This is a genomic window from Mangrovivirga cuniculi (assembly GCF_005166025.1).
Lineage (GTDB): Bacteria > Bacteroidota > Bacteroidia > Cytophagales > Cyclobacteriaceae > Mangrovivirga > Mangrovivirga cuniculi.
Map to the genome: position 1 here is coordinate 3,260,753 of NZ_CP028923.1, position 25,134 is coordinate 3,285,886.

Below are 25,134 nucleotides of genomic sequence, written 5' to 3' on the forward strand. Positions count from 1 at the left end.
TTCGCACGAGATAAAATTTAAAATTTCTTTTAAGTGAGAAAAGCTATCCCTACTCCATATTTTGACGATGGTCAGGTAATTTGTATTGATAAACCATATGAATGGACTTCCTTCGATGTTATAAAAAAAATCAGGTTTGGCCTGAAGATCAAAAAAGTTGGCCATGCTGGTACCCTTGATCCTTTAGCAACAGGATTACTGGTGATATGCACCGGAAAGAAAACCAAAGAAATAGAAAAATACCAGGCCGAAGAAAAAGAATACATCTGCGATATGGTCCTGGGTAAAACTACTCCTAGTGTGGATCTGGAAACTGACTTCGACTCTGAAACTACGACTGACCATCTCTCAATTGAAAAAATAATTGAGATAGTTAATTCCTTTAAAGGTGAAATAGACCAGGTTCCTCCTATATTTTCTGCAATTAAAGTAGATGGGGAAAGAGTTTATGAAAAAGCCAGAAAAGGTGAAAGTGTAGAATTAAAATCCAGGAAGGTAACTATCAGGGAGATTGAAGTAATTAAATTAAATAATCCTGATATTCAGATACGAATTGTTTGCTCAAAAGGCACTTATATTCGAAGCCTGGTAAGAGATATTGGAGAAAAACTTGATGTTGGTGCTTATATGAAAGGCCTGGTTAGAACCCGGATAGGCAACTTCACTTTAGATGAAGCAGTTTCTCCTGAAAAATATGTTGAAAAAAATAAATCAAGAGTAAACTTCCCTGATAAAAATAGCTTTATGGATACGATATCAAGGTATTACAACTAAGGCTTATTAAATTGAACTTTTTAAACCCAAATTACCGTTTATGAAAATATATGAAGGTCTGACCAAATTTACCCCACCTGACTTTCCTGTTGTAACCAGCGGTACTTTTGATGGTGTTCATAGAGGTCACCAGAAAATAATTGAAAGAATCAAAACCATTGCCGATAAGAATAATGGCGAAACAGTTCTGATTACATATTGGCCTCACCCACGATTCGTGCTAAACCCGGATGACGATTCCCTTAAGCTACTCAACACTTTTGAAGAAAAAGCATCTTTACTCGAAGAAATGGGTATTGATCATTTGATAAAATTCACTTTTGATAAAAAATTCAGTAGCCAGACTTCTGAGGAATTCATCAAGAATATTTTGATCGATGGGTTAAAGACAAAGAAACTGGTGATCGGGTATGACCATAGATTTGGTAAAAACCGGGAAGGTAGCTTTGAACATCTAAAAGAAAATGCAGGTAAATATGGGTTTGAAGTTGAAGAAATACCCGAGCAGGATGTTAACAATGTTGCTGTTTCCTCAACTAAAATAAGAAAAGCCTTAGACGAAGGAAAGGTTGAGGTAGCCAGAGAATATCTCGGTAAAGACTATAGTATAACCGGTTTTGTAGGAGAAGGGGAAAAAAGAGGACGGGAACTAGGTTTTCCGACTGCTAATATCACAATACCTGAGAAATTTAAAGAGATCCCGGCTAATGGTGTGTATGGAGTTCATGTAAATACAAGGGGTAAATCATATAAAGGGATGATGAACATAGGTGTTAAACCTACCTTTAGCGGAAAACAGAGAAGCATTGAAGTTCATCTATTTGATTTTGACGATAATATTTATGGAGAAAAAGTGACTGTTTACTTTGATAACTTCGTCCGAAAAGAAAAGAAATTCAATAATACTGAAGAGCTGATCTCACAGCTTCAAAAAGACAAGCAGGTTGTACTTAACCGATTAAATCAGTAATTTCGACTGCAACATTTAACCCGATAATAAAACATGATAAACAAAGTTGTAAAAGACGCCATTAAAGCGACCGAAGATATAAAAGACGGATCTGTTTTAATGCTTGGGGGATTTGGCCTCTGCGGAATTCCGGAAAATGGTATTCAGGCTCTGTTAGATATGAAAATAAAAGACCTGACATGTATATCCAATAATGCCGGAGTTGATGATTTTGGAATAGGCTTACTTCTTCAGGAGAAACAAGTGAAAAAAATGATCAGCAGCTATGTTGGAGAAAATGCTGAATTTGAAAGGCAATTATTATCCGGTGAGCTGGAAGTTGATCTTATCCCTCAGGGAACTCTCGCTGAAAGAATCAGAGCTGGTGGCGCAGGAATCCCTGCCTTTTTCACTCCTGCCGGATATGGCACTGAAATAGAGGAAGGAAAAGAAACCCGGGAATTTGATGGTAAAATGTACTTGATGGAAAGATGGTTGAAAGCGGACTTTTCTCTTGTGAAAGCATGGAAAGGCGATACAGCTGGAAATTTGATTTTTAAAGGCACAGCAAGAAACTTCAACCCGATGATGGCTGCAGCTGGAAATATAACTATTGCAGAAGTAGAAGAATTAGTTCCGGCTGGTGAACTTGATCCTAATGAGATTCATACACCCGGGATTTATGTTCAGCGAATTTTTGAAGGAAAAAATTACGAAAAGAGAATTGAACAAAGAACAGTTCGTAGCTAATCCACCATCAACTAAAAGAACACAATATGTCACTAGATAAAATAGGTATAGCCAAAAGAATATCTAAAGAAATAGAAAATGGTATGTATATAAACCTGGGTATAGGCATTCCTACCCTTGTAGCAAATTACATTCCTGATAACTTAGAAGTGGTTTTACAATCAGAAAACGGTCTATTAGGAATTGGCCCCTTCCCTACTGAGGATAAAGTAGATGCAGACCTGATCAATGCTGGTAAGCAAACAGTAAGTATGCTTCCGGGTTCTGTTTTATTTAACTCATCAGAAAGTTTTGCAATGATCCGGGGTGGCCATGTTCACCTTACAATCCTTGGTGCAATGGAAGTATCTGAAAATGGAGACATTGCAAATTGGAAAATCCCAGGTAAAATGGTAAAAGGTATGGGAGGTGCGATGGACCTTGTGGCTTCTGCCGAAAACATAATTGTTGCCATGCAGCATACCAGCAAATCAGGAAAGTCAAAATTATTGAAAGAATGCTCACTACCTATTACAGGGATCAGATGTGTAAATAAAATTGTTACCAATCTGGCTGTAATGGATGTGCATCCTGAAGGAGGCTTTATATTAAGAGAAAGAGCCCCGGGAGTAAGCGTTGATGAAATAAAAGAGGCCACCGAAGGAAGACTTATAGTTGAAGGGGATATTCCCGAAATGAAAATTGATTAAAAACAAGCCCGCTTTTGCGGGTTTTTTAGTTTTTATAGTAGAATTCATTCTTGTTGTTACTACTTTTGCAATGGTAATATTACACTCAGAAACCTGATAGAATACAAGGATAATGAAAAAATCATCTATAAAATTCAACGTCATTCTTGATGACGAAAATGTTCCTGAAAAAATTGAATGGACAGCTGACGATAAGCCGGGAGGTGGGCTTGACGAAACTAACGCAATAAGTGTATCTGTATGGGATCAAAGCCAGAACAACACCCTCAGAATCGATCTTTGGAATAAAGAAATGCCGGTTAATGAAATGAAAAAATTTTATATCGATATTATCGGAGGACTGGCTCAAAGTCTACTTACCTCAACTGCAGATGAATATATGACCAATGAAATGAATAGTCTCTGCGACAGATTGATAGAACACGTCAGGAAAGAATCTCAGGGGAAATAATTAAAAGCAGCATGCGCTGCTTTTTTTTATCCTTTAAAACAAATAATAAACCGCTAAAAGTATTTTAAATGAAAATTAAGCGTTTTATTTTAGGATTAAATTTTTAATATATTATTTTTGACAGAATAATAGTAGGCATGCCTACTAAATAACCCAACGATAAATAACCAATTTTTGAAAACTTATATGATCTTTCGATTATTTTAACTTGAATGACAATTAATTAAAATTTTAACTAAACCTTAACCAGAATCCTTAAATACAAATAAACATGACATCTATGCAAAAGATTCTTAAGCGGGGTCTTGGCATGCTGGTGCTGTTCTTTATCACCTCAGCCATAGCATTTGCCCAGGACAAGACAACTATCACAGGTACGGTAACCGATGAATCCGGTGAGCCACTTTACGGTGTGAACGTAGTTGTAAAAGGAAAAGTTATCGGAACTATAACCCAGGCTGATGGTTCTTACGAACTAACTGTTAATGCCGCTCCCCCGATGACACTTATTTATTCGATGGTTGGATTTACTTCACAAGAAAGAGAAGTAACCGAAAACAACCAGTCAATCGATGTAGAACTTGGCGAGCAAAGCCTGGTAGGTAATGAAGTGGTAGTTTCTGCATCCAGAGTAGAAGAAACTATTCTTGAGTCACCGGTCTCTATTGAGAAAATGGATGTCCTTGCGGTGCAAAACACATCTTCTGATGACTATTACAAAGCAATCGGTAATCTTAAAGGTGTCGATATGACTACTTCCAGTGTTAACTTCCAGATTGTTAACACTCGTGGATTCAACTCTACTGGTAATGTTAGATTCGTACAGCTTATAGATGGAATGGATACTCAGGCACCGGCACTTAACTTCCCGATCGGTAGTTTGAATGGACCTTCTGTACTTGATGTTGAAAGTGTGGAATTACTACCGGGTGCAGCATCTGCACTATACGGACCCAATGCTTTTAACGGTATCCTATTAATTAATTCAAAAAATCCATTTGATTACCAGGGGCTTAGTGCTTTCGCTAAAGTTGGCGTAAACCATATTGGCGGTACTTCTAGCCTGAATTCATTCGGTAATGAAATAGGTCCAGGTCAGGCACAACCAATGTATGAAGGAGCTCTTCGATATGCGAAAGCATTTAATAATAGATTTGCATTTAAGGTAACTGCGTCATTCTCAAAAGCAGAAGACTGGTGGGGAACTGACATGAGAGATAATACACCTCAGTTTCAACCATCCGGTTTCGAACCTTATACCGGTGGCGACCTGGGCTCACAGGAAGATCTAAACACTTTATATCCTTTCTTTTACGAAAATCCTGGTGCAGACTTAATTCATGCTTTCGGAGATGAAGTACAAATTAGCCTTCCACTGGTAGGTCTTAGTTCAACTTTCCAGCAGTTACTACAATCAAACGGCTTGTCTGATTACGCTGGTGATATTCCTAACCAAACTGTTTCAAGAACACCATATCTGGAAAAAGATCTTGTCGATTATGGAGCTGAAAACCTAAAATTAGGAGCTTCACTTAATTATAGAATTACTGATGAGCTAGAGGCTTCTTACCAGTTTAATTACGGATCAGGTACTACTGTTTATACTGGTGCTCAAAGATACTCTCTGGCTAACTTTAATATTCAACAACACAGATTACAGTTAGAATCGGATAATTTTTATGTTCGTGGATATACAACAATCGAACAATCCGGAGATTCTTATATAGCTGATCTTACAGGGGTACTGGTTAACGATAACTGGAATCCAAATTCTCAATGGTTTGCACAATATACTTTAGGCTACCTGGGATATTTAGCCGGAAATGGAATCGCTCCTGGAACTTCTACTGTCGACCAAAGACAGGCCGCTCACCTTGCAGGACGTCAAACTGCTGATCAAAACAGAATTGCTCCTGGAACTAATCAGTTTGAAACAGTCGCTAACAGAGCTAAATCAGAGTCAATCCCTAGAGGATCAAAATTTGATGATGCAACAGCTATGTATATGGCTGAAGGAATGTACGACTTCACTAAAGACATTAATGATGCATTTAATCTTCAGGCTGGTTTCCAATATAGACTTTATGATTTAGAATCTAATGGTACTATCTTTCCTGACACAGTCGGAAACGATATTACAATCCAGGAAGTTGGAGCTTTCGTTCAGGCAGGTAAAAGGATCTTTAACGAAAAAGTTAAACTTACCGGTAGTTTAAGATGGGATAAAAACGAAAACTTTAACTCTCAGCTTAACCCAAGAATATCAGCTGTTTGGACTTTTGCTGAAAACAACAATTTCAGAGCTTCTTTCCAGACTGGTTTCAGAAACCCAACTACTCAGGGACAACACATTGACCTTAACGTAGTTTCTGCGAGACTCTTAGGTGGATTACCACAGTATGCTGAAGCAAGAAACATATATGATAATGCATATACCCTTAATTCAGTAGATACATATATTACAGAAATCACTGAGGCTATTGGAGAAAATCCTGAGTTGGGTGGTGCTGTAATTGCAAGACCTGACTTACTTGACATTTTAGAGCCAGCAGATTTTGATCCTGTAAAACCTGAAGAAATCAAGGCTTTTGAAGTGGGTTATAAAGGAATAATCGGAAAGTATATATATGTCGATTTTGCTTATTACTACAATATCTATAACAACTTCATTGTACAGCGATTATTAAGAAAAGCTGCTGGTGAAATTGACTTTACTACAAATGAGATCACTGAGCAAAATATCAGAAACGCACAGACTCTTTTAAGCCCGAACACTACTCCTGGAGAAGAAAACACCTTCCAGACTTATACAAATGTAGATAGAGAAATTACTGCTCAAGGTATGGCTCTGGGTGTAGATTATAATTTCAACAGAGGCTATACTTTATCGGCTAACTATAATTGGAACAAGCTTAGTGAGGATCTTGGGGAAGAGTTTGTCGAAGGATTTAATACTCCTGAACACAAATACAATGTTTCTTTCAGCAACAGAAAAGTTACAGACAAACTTGGATTCAACGTTACTTACAGATGGCAGGAAGCATTTATGTGGAACTCATCATTCGCTAATCAGGAAGTACCAGCAGTAGGAACATTAGATGCTCAGGTAAGCCTGAAACTTAAAAGCATGAAATCAACCTTAAAATTTGGAGGTTCTAATATCCTTAATGAGCGATATGTGATGAATGCAGGTGGACCAACTCTTGGAGCCATCTATTATCTATCAATCACTTTTGATGAATTGATGAACTAAAATCTGAATAACCATGAAAAATATTAAATTTTCTATATATACAATTCTAAGTGCATGGATGTTATTTTCATGTACCTATGACTTCCCTGAGTCTACAGAACCTCAGGAACCTACATCCGGTGAAGCAGACTTTTCGAAAGTCGTTGCCATTGGTAATTCTCTTACCGCTGGTTATATGGACGGTGCGCTTTATCTAAGCGGCCAGCAAAACAGCTACGTCGCAATAATGGCTGAGCAAATGCAGGATGGTTACGGAGGAGGAGATTTCAATATTCCTCTGGTCAATAGTGACCATATTTCCGGAAAATTAATTCTGGCAAATCAACCTGGTGGATCACCGGCTCCTACTCCTATTGATTTCATTCCAAATTATCCTTATGAAATTCAACAAATAGGACCTTATGATGGAGATATTTCCGCATTAAATAATTTCGGAATTCCGGGTGTGACGATCCAAACAGCTCAGACGCCTGCGTTAGGTACTCCTGGAAACGCCTTATTTAATGGATTATATGCAAGAATAGCTTCTTCTCCGGGGTCTTCTACGTTATTGGGAGATGCTGCTGCAGCTATGAGTGATGGTGGTACTTTTCTTGTATTTTGGTTAGGTAACAACGATGTATTGGGTTATGCTACAGGCGGAGCTTCAAACGAAACTATTCTGACCGATGATGCTGTTTTCCAGGGCGCATTTAACAATGCATTGAATACTATGTTAAGTGCTAATCCTGAGGCTAAAGGAATCGTTGCCAATATCCCTTATGTTATTGACATCCCTTATTTCACAGCAATACCTTATAATTCAATAGGATTTACCTCAGATGATGAAGCAACTATTGGCGCATTAAATAATGCATTTGAGAATTTTAATAACCTAATGGATTTACTATCACAAAATCCTGAGCTTGCTCCATATCAATTACAATCGAGAAAAGTTTCCTATGAAGTAGGAGAAAACCCAATTCTTATTGCAGATGAAGATTTATTGGATCTGGGTCCTATTTTTGATCAATTGCAGCAAAATGGTGATATCGATCAAAATACCAGACAGGCATTGATCCCTTATGAACAATCCAGACCTGCAACATCAGATGACCTTTTCACATTAACTTCTGGTGCGGTATTAGGAACATTAGCTAATCCAAATAATCCTCAATCTATTATTGGTGTAGTGGTACCATTGTCAGACCAATATGCATTAACTCCTGAGGAAAAAGCAGTAATTAAAGAGAAAGTAGATACTTTCAACGGAGTAATAAATGCTGCAGTGAACGATAATAGTGACAGACTGGTTCTGGCAGATGTGAATGCTCAATTGACTCTACTCCGAACTTCTGGAGTTAACATTAATGGATCCTCATTAAATGCTACTTTTGTTCCTCCTAATGGTGGATTTTCAGTTGATGGAGTTCATCCGAACCAGAGAGGTCATGCGTGGTTAGCCAATTACATGATCGATCGAATAAACTCTAAATTTGGATCGAATATTGAAAAAATAAATCCAAATGATTACTCAGGTAATTCATTACCTTTCGTGATTCAATAAAGTAATCAACAACCTGATATATGTAAAAGCCCCGGCAAATTGTCGGGGCTTTTTATTTATTTAATATTATCAAAATTTATAACTTGCTTTAAAATTGATCACCAATGATAAAGAAAAACACTTTTATTATAACTGCACTTTTACTCGGCCTGATTATACTTACTAACTTTTTTCAAATCAATTTCAACAGAGGAGTTATCAGTCAATTAATTAACAGCAACGACAGTCTCTCAGTGGTAGTAAAGGATTTATCCGATAAGAAAGGATTTAATGTACATGTAAACATGCAAGCACTACAAAGACGGCAATACCTTTTAAATACGTCTTTAAGAGAAGAAAAATGGGAATTATCAAAATATCATTATGAGCGTCTTACAGAGTTGTTCACGCAATTTGAAAGAGCTAATTATGTGACCGACGGAAAAAATGTTAGTGAACTAACAAGAGAACTTGTCGACACACCGTTAAAGAATATTTCAGAATCTATAAACTCAAATGATAAGCAATCAGCTCTTGATGGGTCTGTTTCTCTTGAAAGATCGTGTAATGCCTGCCACTCATTATCGGGCATGGATTATCTTAATGAATTAAATAATTAACCATGCTTTTCAAGATCACGATATTTCTTTAACTCATAAAATAATACCAGCTGTAATACAAAAGAAGCCAATAAACCAAAAAATAATTTTACTCGTCCCAGCATAACCTCATTTCTATCTATATTGGGAGAGACTCCATCATCAGACAACCAATAAATTACATCCGGAAGGATAAAACCTGCACATATTAGTGTTATAATTATCCCTGCAATAATCAATACTCCTTTAAACTGACCTTTTATTACAAGTACCGAAATGATACAAGGGTAAAGAAAACAAAGAGACCACCAATTACTAACCGGTAGCACGAAGACAAGGCCTCCCAGTATTATCAATATTAAACAAATAAAATATAAAAAGTATTTAATCATACGATTAACCTATTCCTCATCTACTTAATTTAAGTATTAAAGCTCATAACAAAAATAGTAGCCGTCATTGAAAACGGATAAATCAATTCCAAATTATAGTTTAGACCAAAAAAAAAACGTCGGAGAATTCCGACGTTTTTGTAGCCCGTAGGGGATTCGAACCCCTGCTACCAGGATGAAAACCTGGCGTCCTAACCCCTAGACGAACGGGCCGTGCTAAAAGGTGATGCAAATATAATGACTCAATTTAATTTTTCAACACCCTGGCAAAATATTTTCTACTATCCCTCCTTCATCATAACGTTACTACCTGATTGTTAAGGAGAAAAATTTTTTATGCTCCAGAAAAAAATTAATAAAAAAAATCCCTTGCTCTAAAAAGAACAAGGGATTTACTCAGTAGCCCGTAGGGGATTCGAACCCCTGCTACCAGGATGAAAACCTGGCGTCCTAACCCCTAGACGAACGGGCCGTGCTAAAAGGTGATGCAAATATAGATTATCATTTTAAATTTTCAACACTCTGATAAAAAAAAATCACATTTTTTTAATCCAAATCAAATAACTATTTGATATTTAAGGGTTTAAATTTCAACATAATTTTTAATTCAAAATACCATTTATTTATAACGATAATCAGCTTTTAAAATGTGATATTCTTAATTGAATTTCTGAATTATTGCGAAAAAAACATTTCAATCGATTGCAAGAATAAAAGGTGTCCGTCAATTCATTGTTTTTCCATGGTTAACATAGTATTTTTACCCTTTAATTACTTACACACTAATATTTACACATAAAAAAACCGTAAAAAATGGCTATCAAAGTTGCAATTAACGGATTTGGAAGAATAGGAAGGCTTACATTCAGAGCCCTTCTTCAAAAAGATAATGTGGAAGTTGTCGCGATCAATGACCTTACTGACAAAGCAACACTTGCACATTTATTAAAGTATGACACAATGCATGGCAAATTTCCTGGAACAGTTGAATCAACTGAAGACAGCATCATTGTCAATGGAAACTCTATTGCAGCATATGCTGAAAGAGATCCTGAGCAATTACCATGGAAAAAGCACGATATAGATGTTGTTCTTGAATCTACCGGTCGATTTGTAGATGAGGAAGGATCCGGAAAACATCTAAAAGCTGGTGCTAAAAAAGTATTAATCTCTGCTCCGGCAAAAGGTAACATCCCTACAGTTGTATTGGGTGTAAATGAAGATACACTGACTGGTGATGAGAAAATCGTTTCTAACGCATCTTGTACAACCAATTGCCTGGCGCCTATGGCAAAGGTTATCAATGATGCCTTTGGCCTAAAGAAAGGTTACATCACTACTACTCACGCTTATACTGCAGATCAGAATATTCAGGATGCACCACATAAAGATTTAAGAAGAGCTAGAGCTGGAGCAGTTTCGATAGTTCCTACATCTACAGGTGCTGCTAAAGCTGTTGGTTTAGTTCTTCCTGAACTTAAAGGTAAACTTGATGGTATAGCTATGCGAGTCCCTGTACCTACTGGGTCAGTTACTGATCTTGTTGCTGAAGTAAGCAAGGAAGTTTCTGCTGAAGAGATTAATAAAGTCTTAAAAGAAGCTGCTGATGGTCCTTTAAAAGGAATACTGGAGTATGTAGATGAACCAATCGTCTCTGCGGACATCGTTGGAAATCCTCACTCTAGTATCTTTGACTCATTATTGACTTCTGCACAAGGAAATATGATCAAAGTAGTTAGCTGGTATGATAACGAAGCAGGTTATTCTAACAGATCTGCAGATATGATCGTTAAACTTGGATCATAATTTAAATTACTGAATAAATTAAAAAGCTTTCCGGATAACCGGAAAGCTTTTTTTATATAATAAAATATAGATTTTTACATTAAGATGACTCCATCAGCCACCAATGAATATACTATTTCATCCCCTTTAATCTTTTCAATATCTTCTTCCGCTTTACCCTCATCCATAGCATAGTGCTTTCTCATATCTTCAGATTGCACTTCCTTTTTTAAAACACCTTTTACAATTACCATTCTGCCCTCGATATTTTTAGGTACAAAAAAACTGTAATCTTTAAATGTCACTCGTAATGGTTTAACCTGTCCCGGAATGTCCAGGGTCATCCAGCAACCTTTTTTCTTACAAACACTGGATACCTCACCGGTAACTTTTACAATTGTACTATCTTTTCCCTCCAGTAAATCCTCTGGAGAGGATAACTCTGAAGACCCTGATTTAGTAATTTCCTGGCCATAAAATGAATAATCTTTTGGAGTATTCTCTACATTCTCTGAATCCGCCTGATCAGATTCACTTTTTTCCTTATTTGAATTGCAAGAAATGGTAATAAAACCGGTAACAAAAACTAAAAACAATAACCTTTTTTTCATTTTATAAATGATTTTGAATTTCTAATACTGAACTTTGACGTATGATTATGCAATTGTAAATTTATTTACACCTTTGATCATACTTATAGTTTAAAAATACTTATTCCATTGGAAAATTTTTCGCTTTTAGAATTAAATCATAAAATAAAAACAATATTAAATGATAACCTGGAATCAAGTTACTGGGTTGTTGCTGAAATAGCTGAACTAAGAACCAACTATAAAGGTCATTGCTACCTGGAACTGGTAGATAAAGATGAAGATCAGGTTCTGGCTAAAAACAGGGCGACTATCTGGGCTTACACATTTCGAGGACTCAATGCCTGGTTTTTAAAAATCACGGGCTCTGAATTAGCCCAGGGAATGAAAGTTTTGTGCAAAGTCAAAGTTACTTTCCATGAAGTATATGGAATGTCTTTAAACATAACTGATATTGATCCAAAGTTTACCCTGGGTGAAAGAGCAGCTAAAAAGCAGGAAATTCTTCAACAGCTTGAAGAAGACGGGGTCATTAATATGAACAAAGAAATCCCACTACCTGTTGTACCTCAAAAAATTGCCATCGTCAGTAGTGAAACTGCAGCAGGATATCAGGATTTCATAAGTCAGTTGCATTCTAACCGGTTTGGATATAAGTTTCATACTACTCTTTTTAATTCTGTAATGCAGGGAAATCAAGCTCCTGAAAGCATCATCACAGCTCTTCACAGTATCCATGCCTCTTCTAAAGATTTTGATCTGGCAGTGATTATAAGAGGTGGTGGAGCACAACTGGATCTTGAATGTTTCGACAATTACGAAGTTGCAATGCATACAGCCCAATTTCCCATTCCTGTTTTAACCGGTATAGGTCATGAAAGAGATGAAACTATTACTGACCTGGTTGCCAACACTGCCCTAAAGACACCAACTGCTGTTGCTGAATTTCTAATCAGTGGAATTTATAGCTTTGAAGAAAAATTATTCAATGCTCAAAATACATTATCTGACAAATCCAGAGTCTTTATCCAGTCAGCTCTTGAAAAACTAAATTTTTATACTCATAATATTCAAAAAGCATCTGAAAATCTCATAAAAGAACATTATTATTCTTTAAATGACTTTAGAAATAAAATTGAGTTTAATACCAGAAATATTATAAAAAAAGAATCAGATTTTCTTAATTCTAGTGAGAAATTACTCTCAAGCATGAACCCGAAAAAGGTGATTGAACGTGGGTATACTTATACGGAGATTAATGGTGAAAACCTCAATAAGACTAATCAAATAGATAAAGGATCAAAAATCAGAACAATAACCAAGAAATTTGATATCCTAAGTACCATCGATAAAATAGAGAAAAATGCCAAATAAAAAGAAATTGAGTTACAAAGAGTCAATTGACAAATTGACATCCATTCTGGAGAAACTGGAAAACCAGGAAGGTGATATTGATGAATTGATGAAAGATGTGGATGAGGCAACAATGATCATTAAGCAGTGTAGAGAGAAACTAAGAGGAACAGAAGAGCAATTATCCAGTAAATTTGATGAAATCGATAATTAAATAATCAAAAATTGTTATTTTCTTATTATAAAACACCATTAAATACAATTAAACAACCTTTTCTCATACAAGATTATAAATTCAACAAATAACACACTTAAATAAGTGTGTTTTTTTTATATATCTGAATAAGTCAAAATATTAATTAACATTATCTTAATTCCACTATAAGATCATGTAATAAAAACCTGTTTTAAGCAAATTTTCGCTCATATTTCGGTAGATTAGAAGGCTCATATTTTTGAATAACAGGTAAAGAATGAACATAGCACAGGAATTTAAAGATAACTGCGGCTTCGGTATGATGTCGCAAATTAAGAATATTGCGTCCAGACAAATGGTTGATGACTCGATCGAAGCATTAAAAAGAATGATGCATCGAGGAGCTATTGCAGCTGATGGAAAAAGTGGGGACGGATGTGGATTCCTGTTTTCAATGCCACATAAATTTATGAGAAAAATAGCCTCAGTAAATGGCTTCGATCTCCCTTCGAGATATGCTGTGGCAATGACCTTTTATACTGACGATGAACAAAAAATAATCTTCGAAGAAGCCTGTAAAAGAAATGATCTAAAAATACTTTTTACCAGATCTGTCCCTACTGAAGAAGCTAACCTTGGAGAGCAGGCTAAAAAAATAATGCCAGAAATTGTCCAGACCTTTGTCATTCCCAATTCGCCAATGGCACAAAGAAGGTTTGAAGCATTGTTATACCTGACAAGAAAAGATGTTGAATCTGAAATTGAGGACATCAATTTTACAATAGCTTCCTTTTCTGATAAAATGATTTCCTATAAAGGACTTCTTTTACCTACGTTGATCGATGAATTTTACACTGACCTTAAGGATAAGGATTTTGAAGTGAGTTTTGCTGTATTTCATCAGCGATTCAGCACGAATACAATGCCCAGGTGGCCTTTAGCACAACCTTTTAGATGTGTAGCCCACAATGGAGAAATCAATTCCATAAAAGCCAACAGGTATAATGTCAGGGTTAATATGGAAAACATGGCTGGAAATATTTTTGACGATGAAGAAATGAAAAGGCTAATGCCAATTCTTCAAAAAGAAACCAGTGATAGTGCCTCATTTGATAATTATTTTGAATTTCTTATCCAGAATGGTGTTGATTTTTTCAAAGCAGTTCGTTCAATGGTCCCCCTCCTTTTCAAAATGCACCACACCTCGATGCCGGATTAAGAGCATTTTACGAATACACTGCCTGTAATTTTGAGGCATGGGATGGTCCAGCTGCATTGAATATAACCAATGGAAGGTACGTAGGCACTGTATTAGATAGAAACGGCCTCAGACCTGCTAAATATATCATAACTCATGATGATCGTCTGATTATCGCCAGTGAATATGGAATTATTGATCTCGAATCGGAAAATATAAAGGAACAGGGTAAATTAACTTCCGGACAAATGATTGCTGCAGACCTGAAGTTTGGCAAGATTTACAAAAATCATGAGATCAATGAATATATCACCAACACCATTCCTTATGAAAAATGGCTAAATGAAAGCTCTTCTTATTTAATGGAGCACACTGAAAATAATTTCAGTGATTTTTCCGACTTAAGGCATCCCAACCTTGTGGAAATGCAACGCTACCACAATTACACCAATGAGGTTATGTCTTCTATCATCGAACCGATGATCAAAAATGGTAAGGAAGAAACTGGCTCCATGGGAGATGACACTCCGGCTGCCTGCTTTAGTGATCACCAAAGAAATTTTACTGATTTTTTCAGACAGAAGTTTGCTCAGGTAACTAATCCGCCAATTGATCCACTACGTGAAAAGATCGTCATGTCAACGGCAGTATCTTTCGGAAGCAGAAATAATGTTTTAAAAGAAACACCGCATCATTCTCACAGATTAATCTCCATGTCACCGATAATGTCCAAAGAAAAAATGGACATACTTACTTCGTTTGGTGATGAAAGCCATGAATTATATGATCCTCACTATAAATATGAATCCTTCGAAACTTGCTTTACTGGTGATCTTAAAGACTCCCTGGTTACATTAGGAGACAAAATAATCAAATCAGTAAAAGATGATGGAGTCAGGCAAATTATTTTAGATGACAGATGTCTGAGTGAAGAAAATATGCTTATGCCAATGCCATTGGTTGTAGGTTATTTAAACACGCTATTTCTAAAAGAGGGAATCAGAAGTAAAGTTAACTTTATTGCTATATCGGGTGAGGTATTAGATTCTCACTCTGCAGCCGTACTTCTTGGATTTGGGGCAACAGCAGTATATCCTTACCTTCTTTATGCTTCTGCATTATCTGTTATAGAAAGACAGAAAGATTGCAGACATAACGCAAGAAAGATCGGATTAAAAAAGGTTCAGACATCGGTTAATAATGGCCTTTTAAAGATCATGTCGAAAATGGGGATCAGTACTGTAGAAAGTTATATTAATGCTGCTCTATTTGATGTGATCGGTTTATCAGAAGAAATAACTGAAGAGTGTTTCCCGGATGCATCGGTGATTATACCAGGCCTGAATTACCTGGACATTGAGCATCGATTAAGAAAAGCACATAAAAATGCTTATATCAGCCATTACAGAAAGAAACTCTATCCGCTGGAAGTAGGCAGTTTCTATAAATACATGGACAAAGGAGAGTACCATGACTTTTCTCCGGATGTAGTACACCATGTACATAAATTCGCAAGGTCGGGTAAGCCGGTTGACTATGATGAATACAAGAACAGGATCAACAACAGAGGTTTAAAAATGATCCGGGATTTCTTTGAATTCAATCCGGATAAAGAAAAAATTGAAATCGATAAAGTCGAACCGATTGAAGAAATAACCAGGAGATTTACTTCAGCAGCCATGAGCCTTGGATCTATCTCCCCTGAAGCTCATGAGGCAATCGCCGAGGCGATGAACACTCTTCATGCAAAATCTAATTCAGGAGAAGGTGGAGAAGATAAAGCGAGATATAACACCATTAAAAACAGTAGCATAAAACAAGTTGCCTCAGGTAGGTTTGGTGTTACACCGGCTTACCTAAGGAGTGCATCAGAGATACAGATCAAAATTGCCCAGGGAGCTAAACCTGGCGAAGGCGGTCAGCTTCCAGGCTCCAAAGTCACACCTTTGATAGCAACCCTAAGATATACTATACCCGGTGTAACCCTTATATCTCCTCCCCCACATCACGATATATATTCAATTGAAGATCTTGCACAACTTATTTTTGACCTAAAGCAGGTTAATCCTAAGGCGAGGGTAAGTGTGAAATTAGTTTCAACTGCAGGTGTAGGAACAATTGCATGTGGAGTGGCTAAAGCGTATGCTGACAGAATTGTGATCTCCGGAGCGGATGGTGGTACAGGAGCAGCTCAGCTTGGAAGCATAAAGTTTGCCGGTAATCCGTGGGAACCTGGCCTGGCTGACGCACATCAATCTCTAAAAGCTAATAATCTGCGCCAAAATGTTCAGCTAGTTACTGATGGAGGGCTAAAAACCGGTCTTGATGTTGTAAAAGCTGCTATTCTTGGTGCTGAAGTTTATGGTTTTGGTACTGCATTACTATCAACTGTAGGTTGTAAAATCTTGCGTGTCTGCCATCTTAATAAATGCAGTGTCGGTATCGCAACTCAGAATGAATTACTCAGAAAATATTATGTAGGAACAGTTGAAGGTGTTATTAATTATCTCAAAGCTGTTGCTCAGGAAGTGAGGGAAATCCTTGCTGAACTGGGATATAAAAAGCTCGATGATATAATTGGAAGAACTGAACTATTAAAAGTTGTAAATGATGAGCTGGCCCTAAAGTTTAATTTTGACAAATTACTCCGAAGAGTTGAGGGATGCAACACCTGTCAAAAAGGCTTCAATGAACCCTATGATAAAAACGAATTTGAAAAGTCTATTTATAAAGAGGTTGCAGAATTAATAGAAAATAATTCAGGACCTGTCACCCTTCAAAAAGAGATAAGAAATACTAACAGAAGTTTTGGAGCATATATCAGTGGTTTTATTGCTGAGAAACATGGCGATATTGGAATGCCAAAATACTCCATCAATTTTGATCTGAAAGGAACGGCGGGTCAGTCGTTTGGAGCCTTCTTAATGAATGGTATGAGCTTAAACCTGCTGGGTAGCGCGAATGACTATGTCGGAAAAGGGATGCGAGGCGGACAAATCATTGTTAAACCTCATAATCCTGAACAATTACTAAATCTTGCCGGAAACACTTGTCTTTATGGGGCTACCGGAGGTAAATTATTTGTAAGCGGATCTGTGGGTGAGCGTTTTGCGGTCAGAAATAGTGGAGCCCTGGCAGTAGTCGAAGGAACGGGTGATCACGCCTGTGAATACATGACCGGAGGAACAGTGGTTATCCTGGGTAATACGGGAATAAACTTCGGTGCCGGTATGACTGGAGGTGTAGCATTTGTTTATGACAAAGAACATGCTTTTATGGACAAAATGAATCATCAGCTAATTCATGCTCAGAGAATTGATACCGATGAAAATGACGAAGCAAGATATTATCTTAAAAGCATCCTTAGTAGTTATTTAAGGAAAACCGCTAGTCCAAGAGCAGAAAAAATACTCGAAAATTACCGTGAGGAACTAAGGTATTTCTACATGGTAAAATCAAAAGACATGAATAACGTTCCATTGAACCCATTTGATGGTAACTAAGAAATTAAAAAGGAGGAGAAATTGCAGGAATTCACAAAGATAGAAAGAATCAATCCAAAGGTTAAACCCGGTGATGAAAGGGTTAACAACTTTGATGAAATATACGAAATCTATTCTGAGGAAGAAGCTGGTACACAAGCTGACCGATGTATTCAGTGTGGCAATCCTTATTGTAGTTCTACAGGCTGCCCATTGAGCAACAATATTCCTCAGTGGCTAAAGTATATTGCTGAGAAGGACCTTGAACTTGCTTTTGAGATAAGTAATGAAACTTCACCGTTTCCTGAAATCCTTGGTAGAATTTGTCCACAAGACAGGTTATGTGAGGGAGCTTGTACTTTAGATGATGGCTTTGGAGCGATAACAATAGGTTCAATCGAGGTTAGTATAACGGAAAAAGGATTCGAAAAGGGTATGAAACCCGAATATCCGGGAATAACCTCTGATAAAAAAGTAGCAATAATCGGCTCAGGTCCTGCAGGTATATCGTGTGCTACCTTTTTGCTAAGAGCCGGAATCAAACCTGTTATTTTTGAAAAAGCAGATAAAGCAGGTGGGCTTCTTACTTATGGAATTCCAGGATTCAAACTAGAAAAGGAAGTAGTAGACAAAAGAATGGATCAGCTTTATCAAGCAGGTCTGGAAATTAATTTGAATACTGAAATTGGTAAGGATGTATCATTTGAAAAGTTAAAAGAAGAATACGACGCCATTTTTATAGGGATAGGGGCCATGGAAGGCAGACTTTTAAATTATGAGGGGTACAGTGCGAATAATGTATTTATGGCTGTTCCTTTTCTGACCAATATCCAAAAGAAAATTTTCGACCAACAATATGATAAGAAATACTCTGTCAAAGGAAAGAATGTAATGGTCATAGGTGGTGGAGACACTGCGATGGACTGTGTTAGAACTTCGATAAGAGAAAATGCGACTAGTGTTCGCTGTGTATATCGAAGAGACGAGGAAAATATGCCCGGCAGTGCTAAGGAAGTTCAATCAGCCAAAGAAGAAGGCGTAGAATTTATCTGGCAAATGCAGCCGAAAGGATTTGTGGCAGATGACAGAGGGTATATTATTGGTGTCAAATTCATTAAGACAAAGTTAATGCCATCTCCAGAGGGCGGACGTATGCAGGTAATTGAGGAAGAAGGCACTGAGGAAATCAAATATGCAGATGTGATTATTCTTGCTTTGGGCTTTAACAATGAGAAGCTTACCTTTTTAGAAGAAAATAATATAAAAACCAATAAATGGAATGCAATTGAGGTCACAGACAAATGTGAAACTAATGTAGAAGGGGTCTTTGCAGGTGGTGATGGTAGCAGAGGTGCTGACCTGGTAGTTAACGCCGCTCTTGATGGTCGTGAAGCTGCTTTTGCAATTATGGATTATATATACGAGAATGAAAATAAGGAAAATAAAGCGCGATCATTCCCCGGCTAACCCAAACATGAAATAAAAGCCGATCGCGAGGCTGTTTGATTTCCAAACAGCCTATTTTTATGCATAAAAAAACCTCTGTGAAATTTACAGAGGTTTAACTTATAAATCATAAATATCTTAGTTCCCGAATAGCCTGTTAAAAAATCCTCTTTTATTTCTTCCTCCAAAGCTTCCAGGATAATTTGTTCTATTTTTATAATTGCCACGCTGGGATTTAGCTTTATTCCTGTTGATACCAAGATAATATTGCAATTTCAACTGAATAAACATATAGCCATCATTTTCACTGGGATTCCCTCTGATATGGCCTTCTTCCCAGGCAGGCTGACCAAACAATGGTCTTCTATCTGCAAGTAATTTATCAATGGGATCAGCAAAGTTTGATTGATCTATATATTGTGTACTTACATCATCAATATAATCGGTCGTTGTTATTCTCCATCCGGCCTCTGCCATCAGACTCAAATTATAGGTGATTTTGGCAGTAACACCTAGTCCTCCATTAAAATTAGCATGAATTGGAGAGTAACCAACACCTTCAGTCTCAACTGGCCTTAATGCATACCACTGTCCATCAATTTCAGATTTTGGATTACTGTAAAATGCGCCAATACCTCCAAAAGCATAGAGATTAACTGGTGGTCTGATATAATATGATAGTCCATTATTAAAGAAATAAACTACAGCCTGAACATTTAACTCAAAATTATCAGCTCTGAAGCTTAAATATCTTTCCCTAATAGAAGTTTCATTTTTACTATCCCTGTCATCCCCCGACAATCTGAAATAAGTTAATTCAGAACGTAGTGAAAGATGCTGATTGATCTTATACATCCCTCCTACTGAGATGTTAATATTATCGTCGATCCAACGACCTTCTTTCATATCTCCATAATAGGTGCTAACTCCACCTCCGAACGTTACCTGCCATGGTCTGTCTCTACGAAGCCCATAGAAACTTTGAGCATCTAATTCGATAGCGATAAATGATATGAAAAGAATAAATAATAAGACCCTTTTTATTTGCATAATAATTGTTCTGCAGGTTTTAGGTAAAAATATGAATTCTACTAGCCTATTCATAGCAATTAAACAAAAAATTATGAAAACATAACGTATGTTTTCGATAAACAATTAAAATATTAATAAGTTCAGATACTTTTATTAATACAGATATAATATAGTCTCCTAATTCCTTTAATTTAAAAATTGAAATAGTACAAAAATATCTTACTTCAAAATCAGACTTAACTAAGTAATATAACAATAAAAAAAGAGGTCTTCAAAAAATTTGAAGACCTCTGTGCACCCGGAAGGATTCGAACCCTCAACCCCAGAGCCGAAATCTGGTATTCTATCCAGTTGAACTACGGGTGCTTAAATATTACTTATCTTATGATAATACTTCTTTTACTTTTGCAGCAGCATCTTTAAGAACGATTGCTGAAGATACTTTCAATCCAGAATCTTCAATAATCTTCGCTCCTTCTTCTGCATTCGTACCTTGCAGTCTTACAATGATTGGAACGTCGATATCTCCAATCTTTTTATATGCTTCAACTACACCATTAGCCACTCTGTCGCATCTTACAATACCACCAAAATGTTAATTAGTATAGCTTTTACATTTGGATCCTGAAGAATAATTCTGAATCCGGCTTCAACTGTTTCAGCATTTGCTCCACCTCCAACATCAAGGAAGTTTGCCGGCTCACCACCTGAAAGCTTGATAATATCCATTGTTGCCATTGCAAGACCGGCACCATTAACCATACAGCCAACATTACCATCAAGCTTCACATAGTTCAATCCGGCAGCATTAGCTTCAACCTCTAATGGATCTTCTTCAGTGATATCTCTGAATTCTGCAAGATCCTTGTGACGGAATAATGCATTATCATCAAGATTAACCTTTGCATCAACGGCAAGAATTTTATTATCTGAAGTTTTAAGAACAGGGTTGATCTCAAACATCGAAGAATCAGTTTCTTCGTATGCTTTGTAAAGCGACATGATGAATTTCACCATTTCTTTAAAAGCATTGCCTTCAAGTCCGAGTGCAAAAGCAATTTTTCTTGCCTGGAAACCCTGAAGTCCAGCTGCAGGATCTACCCATTCTTTAAATATCTTATCCGGTGTTTCTTCTGCGACATCTTCAATGTCCATTCCACCTTCGGTAGATGCCATAATTACATTGCATCCTTTCGCTCTGTCAAGTAAAACTGAAAGATAAAATTCTTTTGGCTCTGATTCGCCCGGATAATATACATCCTGTGCAACCAACACCTTGTGAACTTTTTTACCTTCCTCACCAGTCTGATGAGTAACCAATGTACCACCAAGGATACCTTTAGCTTTTTCTGGTACTTCATCAAGGCTTTTAGCCAGAACTACTCCGTTAGAGTCAGTTTCCTGTACTTTACCTTTACCTCTACCACCTGCGTGGATCTGAGCTTTAATAACGAACCATTCGGTGCCTGTTTCAGCTTTAAGTTCTTTAGCTGCTGTCAATGCTCTGTCAGCTGACTCTACAACTAAACCTTCCTGAATTCGACAACCGTACTTTTTTAATATGGATTTTGCCTGATATTCGTGAATGTTCATGTCTCAAAATTTTGCACGAATCTAGCCCTTTTAAGATTATATTTCAAGCAGGATAAACTTTTTTATATTTTATGCAATCGATGGAATAGAATCTTTTGCGAGTATTTTCAAGCTATTATCATTAAATGATTCTTAGCTTTTGATTGAAAATGAGGTATTTCTACCAATATAGAAGCATAATACGATTACATATCGACTATTTTTTTATTAAAATTCATATCTTGCGCCAGTATGCTGCAAGCTGAACAAATCAAAAGAAATATGGTACCCTTGAGGTACTTAAAGGAATAGATATTACTGTAAAATCTAACGAGGTAGTTTCCATTGTGGGAGCTTCCGGAGCAGGAAAAAGCACCCTCCTTCATATTTTGGGTACTCTAGACACTGCAGATTCCGGTAGAGTGACCATGCAAAACAAGGAAATCAATAAGCTCAATAAAAAAGCAATGGCCAGGTTCAGAAACGAAAATATTGGGTTCATTTTTCAGTTTCACAATCTGATGCCAGAATTTACTGCGCTCGAAAATATCTGTATACCAGCTTTCATTAATGGAAAAAAGAGTAAGCAGGAAACTGAAAATGCAGCAAAAGAATTAATGCTAAAGCTAAACCTTAAAGACAGGTTTCATCATAAACCTTCACAAATGAGTGGTGGTGAGCAGCAAAGAGTGGCTGTAGCCAGGGCATTAATCAATGAACCAAAAATTGTTTTTGCTGATGAGCCTTCAGGAAACCTGGACTCTAAAAATGCTGCAGAATTACACCGCCTGTTTTTCGACCTGAGGGATGAATTTGGAAGAGCTTTTGTGATTGTTACACATAATAATGAATTAGCATCAATGGCCGATCGATGCCTTGAAATGAAGGATGGTCTTATAGTGTAACTTCAAGTTCTGCTATAATTCTTTTCATTTCTTCGATATGCTTTTCAGCTCCGAACATATTTTCATAGGAATACCTGATCACATGATCGTGATCAAGTAGGTAAGTTATGCGTCTAGTCATATTCAGAAAAGGAACCTTCGCCCTGTACATCTTCGAAACCTTTCCAGTCTCATCAGCAAGCAGATCAAAAGGAAGATCAAATTTATTTTTAAAATGTATATGAGTAACCAATTCATCCCGGCTTATACCATACACAGGGATTTCAACAGAACTGAAATATTCAAACTCATCCCTGAATGAACAAGCCTCTTTTGTACACCCGGGGGTGAAGTCTTTAGGGTAGAAAAATAAAATACATGGCTTTCCTTTTAAGGTCTCTTCCAGAGAAAATAAATTTCCCGCTGTAGATGCTAAACTAAATACCGGTGCTTTCGTTCCTTGTTTTAATGGCATTTTTAACAGACGCTAAAATCTTTAACAATCAATATGTATTTATCTAAGGGAGTACGTTTTATGTTACTGTCAGGCATTTGCTTTTCATTAATGAATGTACTCGTCAAGTACCTTACTAACATACCTGCAACAGAAATAATTGTTTTCCGGTCCCTCATTTCTTTTATTTTAAGTGCGATGATCCTGCGAAGGCAAAAGGTATCTGTCTGGGGTAACAATAAAAAGTTACTCATTGGCAGAGGTCTTGCCGGAGCGATCGCATTAACAATTTATTTCTATACTTTACAACGCATTCCACTGGCAACTGCTGTCACTTTGCAGTTCCTTGCTCCTGTTTTCACTGCGATTTTGGGCATTTTTATTGTAAAAGAAAAGCTTAGCCCCTGGCAATTTTTATTTTTCATGGTTTCTTTTGCCGGAATACTAATAATTAAAGGGTTTGATGAACGAATTTCAACAGAACTTCTCGTTCTTGGTATACTTTCTGCATTTTTTGCAGGACTGGCCTACAACATTGTTCGTAAGCTAAACACCTCTGAACATCCTTTGGTAATTGTTTTCTATTTCCCACTCGTAACATTGCCTTTAGTTTCCATCTATTCAGCATTTCACTGGGTAACTCCTCAAGGCATAGAATGGCTCCTCCTTCTGGGCGTCGGAGTACTAACTCAAATTGCCCAATACTACATGACTAGAGCATTTCAGGAAGAATCTATTGCAAAGGTAGCAGGATTAAAATATCTGGGTATAATTTATGGCCTTGGATTTGGATATCTTATTTTTGATGAAACATTCAATTTTTACACCTATGTTGGTATGGGAGTTGTATTAGTGGGCGTAATTTTGAATGTCTGGTTTAAAACATGGTCAGATAAAAGAAAAATAGCCACTCAAAAGAGTGAATAGAAAGCTTGTATCAACAAGGATTTTTTCAGGCTTTTATTTAAGAAATGATATAATTATTTTTGTAAAAAAGAGTTTTTTATGGCAGGACACAGTAAATGGGCGAACATAAAGCGCAGGAAAGGTGCACAAGACGCCAAGAGAGGAAAGATATTTACCAAACTAATCAAGGAGATCCACATTGCAGTAAAAGAGGGTGGAAGTCCTGATCCGGATGCTAATCCTCGTTTGAGACTGGCAGTTCAAAATGCTAAGGGTGTAAATATGCCCAAAGACAATATTGAAAGAGCTATCAAGAAAGCTGCCGGGGAAGATGCTACTGAATATACAGAACATACTTACGAAGGATACGCACCGCATGGTATCGCAGTTTTTGTTGAAACGATGACCGATAACCTTAACAGAACAGTCGCAGCTGTAAGGGCTGCCTTCACCAAATACGGTGGTTCATTAGGCACAAATGGTTCTTTGGATTTTATATTTGATAGAAAGGGTGTGTTTATATTTAAGAAACCGGAAGGAATGGATAAAGAATCTCTTGAACTTGAAGTAATCGATGCCGGTGCAGAAGAAGTCGAAGAACATGATGAATTCATTACTGTTTATACTGCAATGGAAGACTTTGGATCCATGCAATCGAAACTTGAAGAACTGGAGATAGAAACTGAGACTTCAGAACTTCAAAGAATTCCAAAAACGACTACCGAACTGGGTGATGAAGATCTTCAAAGCGTATGGAAACTAATTGAAGCATTAGAAGATGACGACGATGTTCAAAAGGTATATCACAACCTGGATATAAATGAATCTCAATACGAATTAATATAGTTTAACAT

19 protein-coding genes, 3 tRNA genes and 2 pseudogenes are annotated in these 25,134 nt (G+C 36.9%); 16 read left to right on the forward strand and 8 right to left on the reverse strand.

The genetic code is table 11. The annotated features are described in order from the left end of the window. Window positions 1-33 precede the first annotated feature (33 nt). The 8 genes from truB (at window position 34) to DCC35_RS14425 (ending at window position 9,011) form a co-directional block, all read left to right on the forward strand. A complete protein-coding gene (gene truB, locus DCC35_RS14390; RefSeq protein WP_137091470.1) occupies window positions 34-774 on the forward strand; it encodes a tRNA pseudouridine(55) synthase TruB in 741 nt (246 codons plus the stop codon). 40 nt (window positions 775-814) lie between these two features. Continuing rightward, window positions 815-1,744 (forward strand): bifunctional riboflavin kinase/FAD synthetase, encoded by a 930-nt coding sequence (locus DCC35_RS14395; RefSeq protein ID WP_137091471.1) that lies wholly within the window; start codon window positions 815-817, stop codon window positions 1,742-1,744. A 33-nt stretch (window positions 1,745-1,777) separates the two neighbouring features. Continuing rightward, complete coding sequence (locus DCC35_RS14400) at window positions 1,778-2,473, forward strand: CoA transferase subunit A (protein WP_137091472.1); 696 nt, start codon at window positions 1,778-1,780, stop codon at window positions 2,471-2,473. Between the two features lie 26 nt (window positions 2,474-2,499). Continuing rightward, complete coding sequence (locus DCC35_RS14405) at window positions 2,500-3,162, forward strand: 3-oxoacid CoA-transferase subunit B (protein WP_137091473.1); 663 nt, start codon at window positions 2,500-2,502, stop codon at window positions 3,160-3,162. A 112-nt stretch (window positions 3,163-3,274) separates the two neighbouring features. After that, window positions 3,275-3,613 (forward strand): gliding motility protein GldC, encoded by a 339-nt coding sequence (gene gldC, locus DCC35_RS14410; RefSeq protein ID WP_137091474.1) that lies wholly within the window; start codon window positions 3,275-3,277, stop codon window positions 3,611-3,613. A gap of 280 nt (window positions 3,614-3,893) precedes the next feature. Beyond that, complete coding sequence (locus tag DCC35_RS14415) at window positions 3,894-6,866, forward strand: TonB-dependent receptor (RefSeq protein WP_137091475.1); 2,973 nt, start codon at window positions 3,894-3,896, stop codon at window positions 6,864-6,866. A gap of 13 nt (window positions 6,867-6,879) precedes the next feature. Further along, window positions 6,880-8,412 (forward strand): SGNH/GDSL hydrolase family protein, encoded by a 1,533-nt coding sequence (locus tag DCC35_RS14420; RefSeq protein ID WP_137091476.1) that lies wholly within the window; start codon window positions 6,880-6,882, stop codon window positions 8,410-8,412. 104 nt (window positions 8,413-8,516) lie between these two features. Beyond that, entirely contained in the window at window positions 8,517-9,011 is a 495-nt protein-coding gene (locus tag DCC35_RS14425; protein ID WP_137091477.1) for a hypothetical protein, read from the forward strand. Here DCC35_RS14425 and DCC35_RS14430 read toward each other — a convergent pair. The 3 genes from DCC35_RS14430 to DCC35_RS14440 form a co-directional block, all read right to left on the reverse strand. After that, entirely contained in the window at window positions 9,008-9,346 is a 339-nt protein-coding gene (locus DCC35_RS14430; RefSeq protein WP_137091478.1) for a hypothetical protein, read from the reverse strand. The two genes, DCC35_RS14425 and DCC35_RS14430, sit on opposite strands and share 4 nt — an antisense overlap. Window positions 9,347-9,523: 177 nt before the next feature. Next, window positions 9,524-9,595, reverse strand: a tRNA-Glu gene (locus tag DCC35_RS14435). Window positions 9,596-9,782: 187 nt separating this feature from the next. After that, a tRNA-Glu gene (locus DCC35_RS14440) sits at window positions 9,783-9,854 on the reverse strand. 341 nt (window positions 9,855-10,195) lie between these two features. On the opposite strand from DCC35_RS14440, the gene gap reads away from it, so the two are divergent. Further along, entirely contained in the window at window positions 10,196-11,188 is a 993-nt protein-coding gene (gap, locus tag DCC35_RS14445) for a type I glyceraldehyde-3-phosphate dehydrogenase (protein ID WP_137091479.1), read from the forward strand. Window positions 11,189-11,262: 74 nt separating this feature from the next. On the opposite strand, the gene DCC35_RS14450 is transcribed toward gap, so the two are convergent. Beyond that, complete coding sequence (locus tag DCC35_RS14450; protein ID WP_137091480.1) at window positions 11,263-11,778, reverse strand: DUF4920 domain-containing protein; 516 nt, start codon at window positions 11,776-11,778, stop codon at window positions 11,263-11,265. Between the two features lie 108 nt (window positions 11,779-11,886). Between DCC35_RS14450 and xseA the strand changes: the two genes are divergently transcribed. From xseA to DCC35_RS14470, 4 genes and pseudogenes are all read left to right on the forward strand, one after another. Next, window positions 11,887-13,131 carry an exodeoxyribonuclease VII large subunit gene (gene xseA, locus DCC35_RS14455; RefSeq protein ID WP_137091481.1) on the forward strand — a complete coding sequence of 415 codons (1,245 nt, stop codon included), beginning with the start codon at window positions 11,887-11,889 and terminating at the stop codon, window positions 13,129-13,131. Further along, entirely contained in the window at window positions 13,121-13,324 is a 204-nt protein-coding gene (gene xseB / locus DCC35_RS14460; RefSeq protein ID WP_137091482.1) for an exodeoxyribonuclease VII small subunit, read from the forward strand. The genes xseA and xseB overlap by 11 nt, the downstream gene beginning before the upstream one ends. Window positions 13,325-13,661: 337 nt before the next feature. Beyond that, window positions 13,662-18,007 (forward strand): annotated as a pseudogene (gene gltB, locus DCC35_RS14465) (glutamate synthase large subunit). A 21-nt stretch (window positions 18,008-18,028) separates the two neighbouring features. Next, window positions 18,029-19,453 carry a glutamate synthase subunit beta gene (locus tag DCC35_RS14470; RefSeq protein ID WP_137091483.1) on the forward strand — a complete coding sequence of 475 codons (1,425 nt, stop codon included), beginning with the start codon at window positions 18,029-18,031 and terminating at the stop codon, window positions 19,451-19,453. A 117-nt stretch (window positions 19,454-19,570) separates the two neighbouring features. On the opposite strand, the gene DCC35_RS14475 is transcribed toward DCC35_RS14470, so the two are convergent. From DCC35_RS14475 to sucC, 3 genes and pseudogenes are all read right to left on the reverse strand, one after another. Further along, window positions 19,571-20,482 carry a DUF6089 family protein gene (locus DCC35_RS14475; RefSeq protein ID WP_175402831.1) on the reverse strand — a complete coding sequence of 304 codons (912 nt, stop codon included), beginning with the start codon at window positions 20,480-20,482 and terminating at the stop codon, window positions 19,571-19,573. Window positions 20,483-20,757: 275 nt separating this feature from the next. Next, window positions 20,758-20,830, reverse strand: a tRNA-Arg gene (locus DCC35_RS14480). Window positions 20,831-20,846: 16 nt separating this feature from the next. Further along, window positions 20,847-22,057: pseudogene (gene sucC / locus DCC35_RS14485) on the reverse strand (ADP-forming succinate--CoA ligase subunit beta). 326 nt (window positions 22,058-22,383) lie between these two features. On the opposite strand from sucC, the gene DCC35_RS14490 reads away from it, so the two are divergent. Further along, complete coding sequence (locus tag DCC35_RS14490) at window positions 22,384-22,941, forward strand: ABC transporter ATP-binding protein (RefSeq protein WP_394347705.1); 558 nt, start codon at window positions 22,384-22,386, stop codon at window positions 22,939-22,941. Here the strand turns inward: DCC35_RS14490 and DCC35_RS14495 are convergent. Next, on the reverse strand, window positions 22,931-23,395 hold the full coding sequence (locus DCC35_RS14495) for a peroxiredoxin (RefSeq protein ID WP_137091486.1): 465 nt from the start codon (window positions 23,393-23,395) through the stop codon (window positions 22,931-22,933). The two genes, DCC35_RS14490 and DCC35_RS14495, sit on opposite strands and share 11 nt — an antisense overlap. A 33-nt stretch (window positions 23,396-23,428) precedes the next feature. Between DCC35_RS14495 and DCC35_RS14500 the strand changes: the two genes are divergently transcribed. Both DCC35_RS14500 and DCC35_RS14505 read left to right on the forward strand, forming a co-directional pair. After that, entirely contained in the window at window positions 23,429-24,301 is an 873-nt protein-coding gene (locus tag DCC35_RS14500; RefSeq protein ID WP_394347706.1) for a DMT family transporter, read from the forward strand. 78 nt (window positions 24,302-24,379) lie between these two features. Further along, window positions 24,380-25,126 (forward strand): YebC/PmpR family DNA-binding transcriptional regulator, encoded by a 747-nt coding sequence (locus DCC35_RS14505; protein ID WP_137091487.1) that lies wholly within the window; start codon window positions 24,380-24,382, stop codon window positions 25,124-25,126. Window positions 25,127-25,134: the final 8 nt, after the last annotated feature.

What these genes read in the sequence shown, in the direction of transcription:
- DCC35_RS14395 (WP_137091471.1), top strand. Translation starts at nt 815, where the DNA reads ATGAAAATATATGAAGGTCTGACCAAATTTACCCCACCTGACTTTCCT.
- DCC35_RS14400 (WP_137091472.1), top strand. Translation starts at nt 1,778, where the DNA reads ATGATAAACAAAGTTGTAAAAGACGCCATTAAAGCGACCGAAGATATA.
- DCC35_RS14405 (WP_137091473.1), top strand. Translation starts at nt 2,500, where the DNA reads ATGTCACTAGATAAAATAGGTATAGCCAAAAGAATATCTAAAGAAATA.
- gldC (WP_137091474.1), top strand. Translation starts at nt 3,275, where the DNA reads ATGAAAAAATCATCTATAAAATTCAACGTCATTCTTGATGACGAAAAT.
- DCC35_RS14415 (WP_137091475.1), top strand. Translation starts at nt 3,894, where the DNA reads ATGCAAAAGATTCTTAAGCGGGGTCTTGGCATGCTGGTGCTGTTCTTT.
- DCC35_RS14420 (WP_137091476.1), top strand. Translation starts at nt 6,880, where the DNA reads ATGAAAAATATTAAATTTTCTATATATACAATTCTAAGTGCATGGATG.
- DCC35_RS14425 (WP_137091477.1), top strand. Translation starts at nt 8,517, where the DNA reads ATGATAAAGAAAAACACTTTTATTATAACTGCACTTTTACTCGGCCTG.
- gap (WP_137091479.1), top strand. Translation starts at nt 10,196, where the DNA reads ATGGCTATCAAAGTTGCAATTAACGGATTTGGAAGAATAGGAAGGCTT.
- DCC35_RS14450 (WP_137091480.1), bottom strand. Translation starts at nt 11,778, where the DNA reads ATGAAAAAAAGGTTATTGTTTTTAGTTTTTGTTACCGGTTTTATTACC.
- xseB (WP_137091482.1), top strand. Translation starts at nt 13,121, where the DNA reads ATGCCAAATAAAAAGAAATTGAGTTACAAAGAGTCAATTGACAAATTG.
- DCC35_RS14475 (WP_175402831.1), bottom strand. Translation starts at nt 20,482, where the DNA reads ATGCAAATAAAAAGGGTCTTATTATTTATTCTTTTCATATCATTTATC.
- DCC35_RS14495 (WP_137091486.1), bottom strand. Translation starts at nt 23,395, where the DNA reads ATGCCATTAAAACAAGGAACGAAAGCACCGGTATTTAGTTTAGCATCT.
- DCC35_RS14500 (WP_394347706.1), top strand. Translation starts at nt 23,429, where the DNA reads ATGTATTTATCTAAGGGAGTACGTTTTATGTTACTGTCAGGCATTTGC.
- DCC35_RS14505 (WP_137091487.1), top strand. Translation starts at nt 24,380, where the DNA reads ATGGCAGGACACAGTAAATGGGCGAACATAAAGCGCAGGAAAGGTGCA.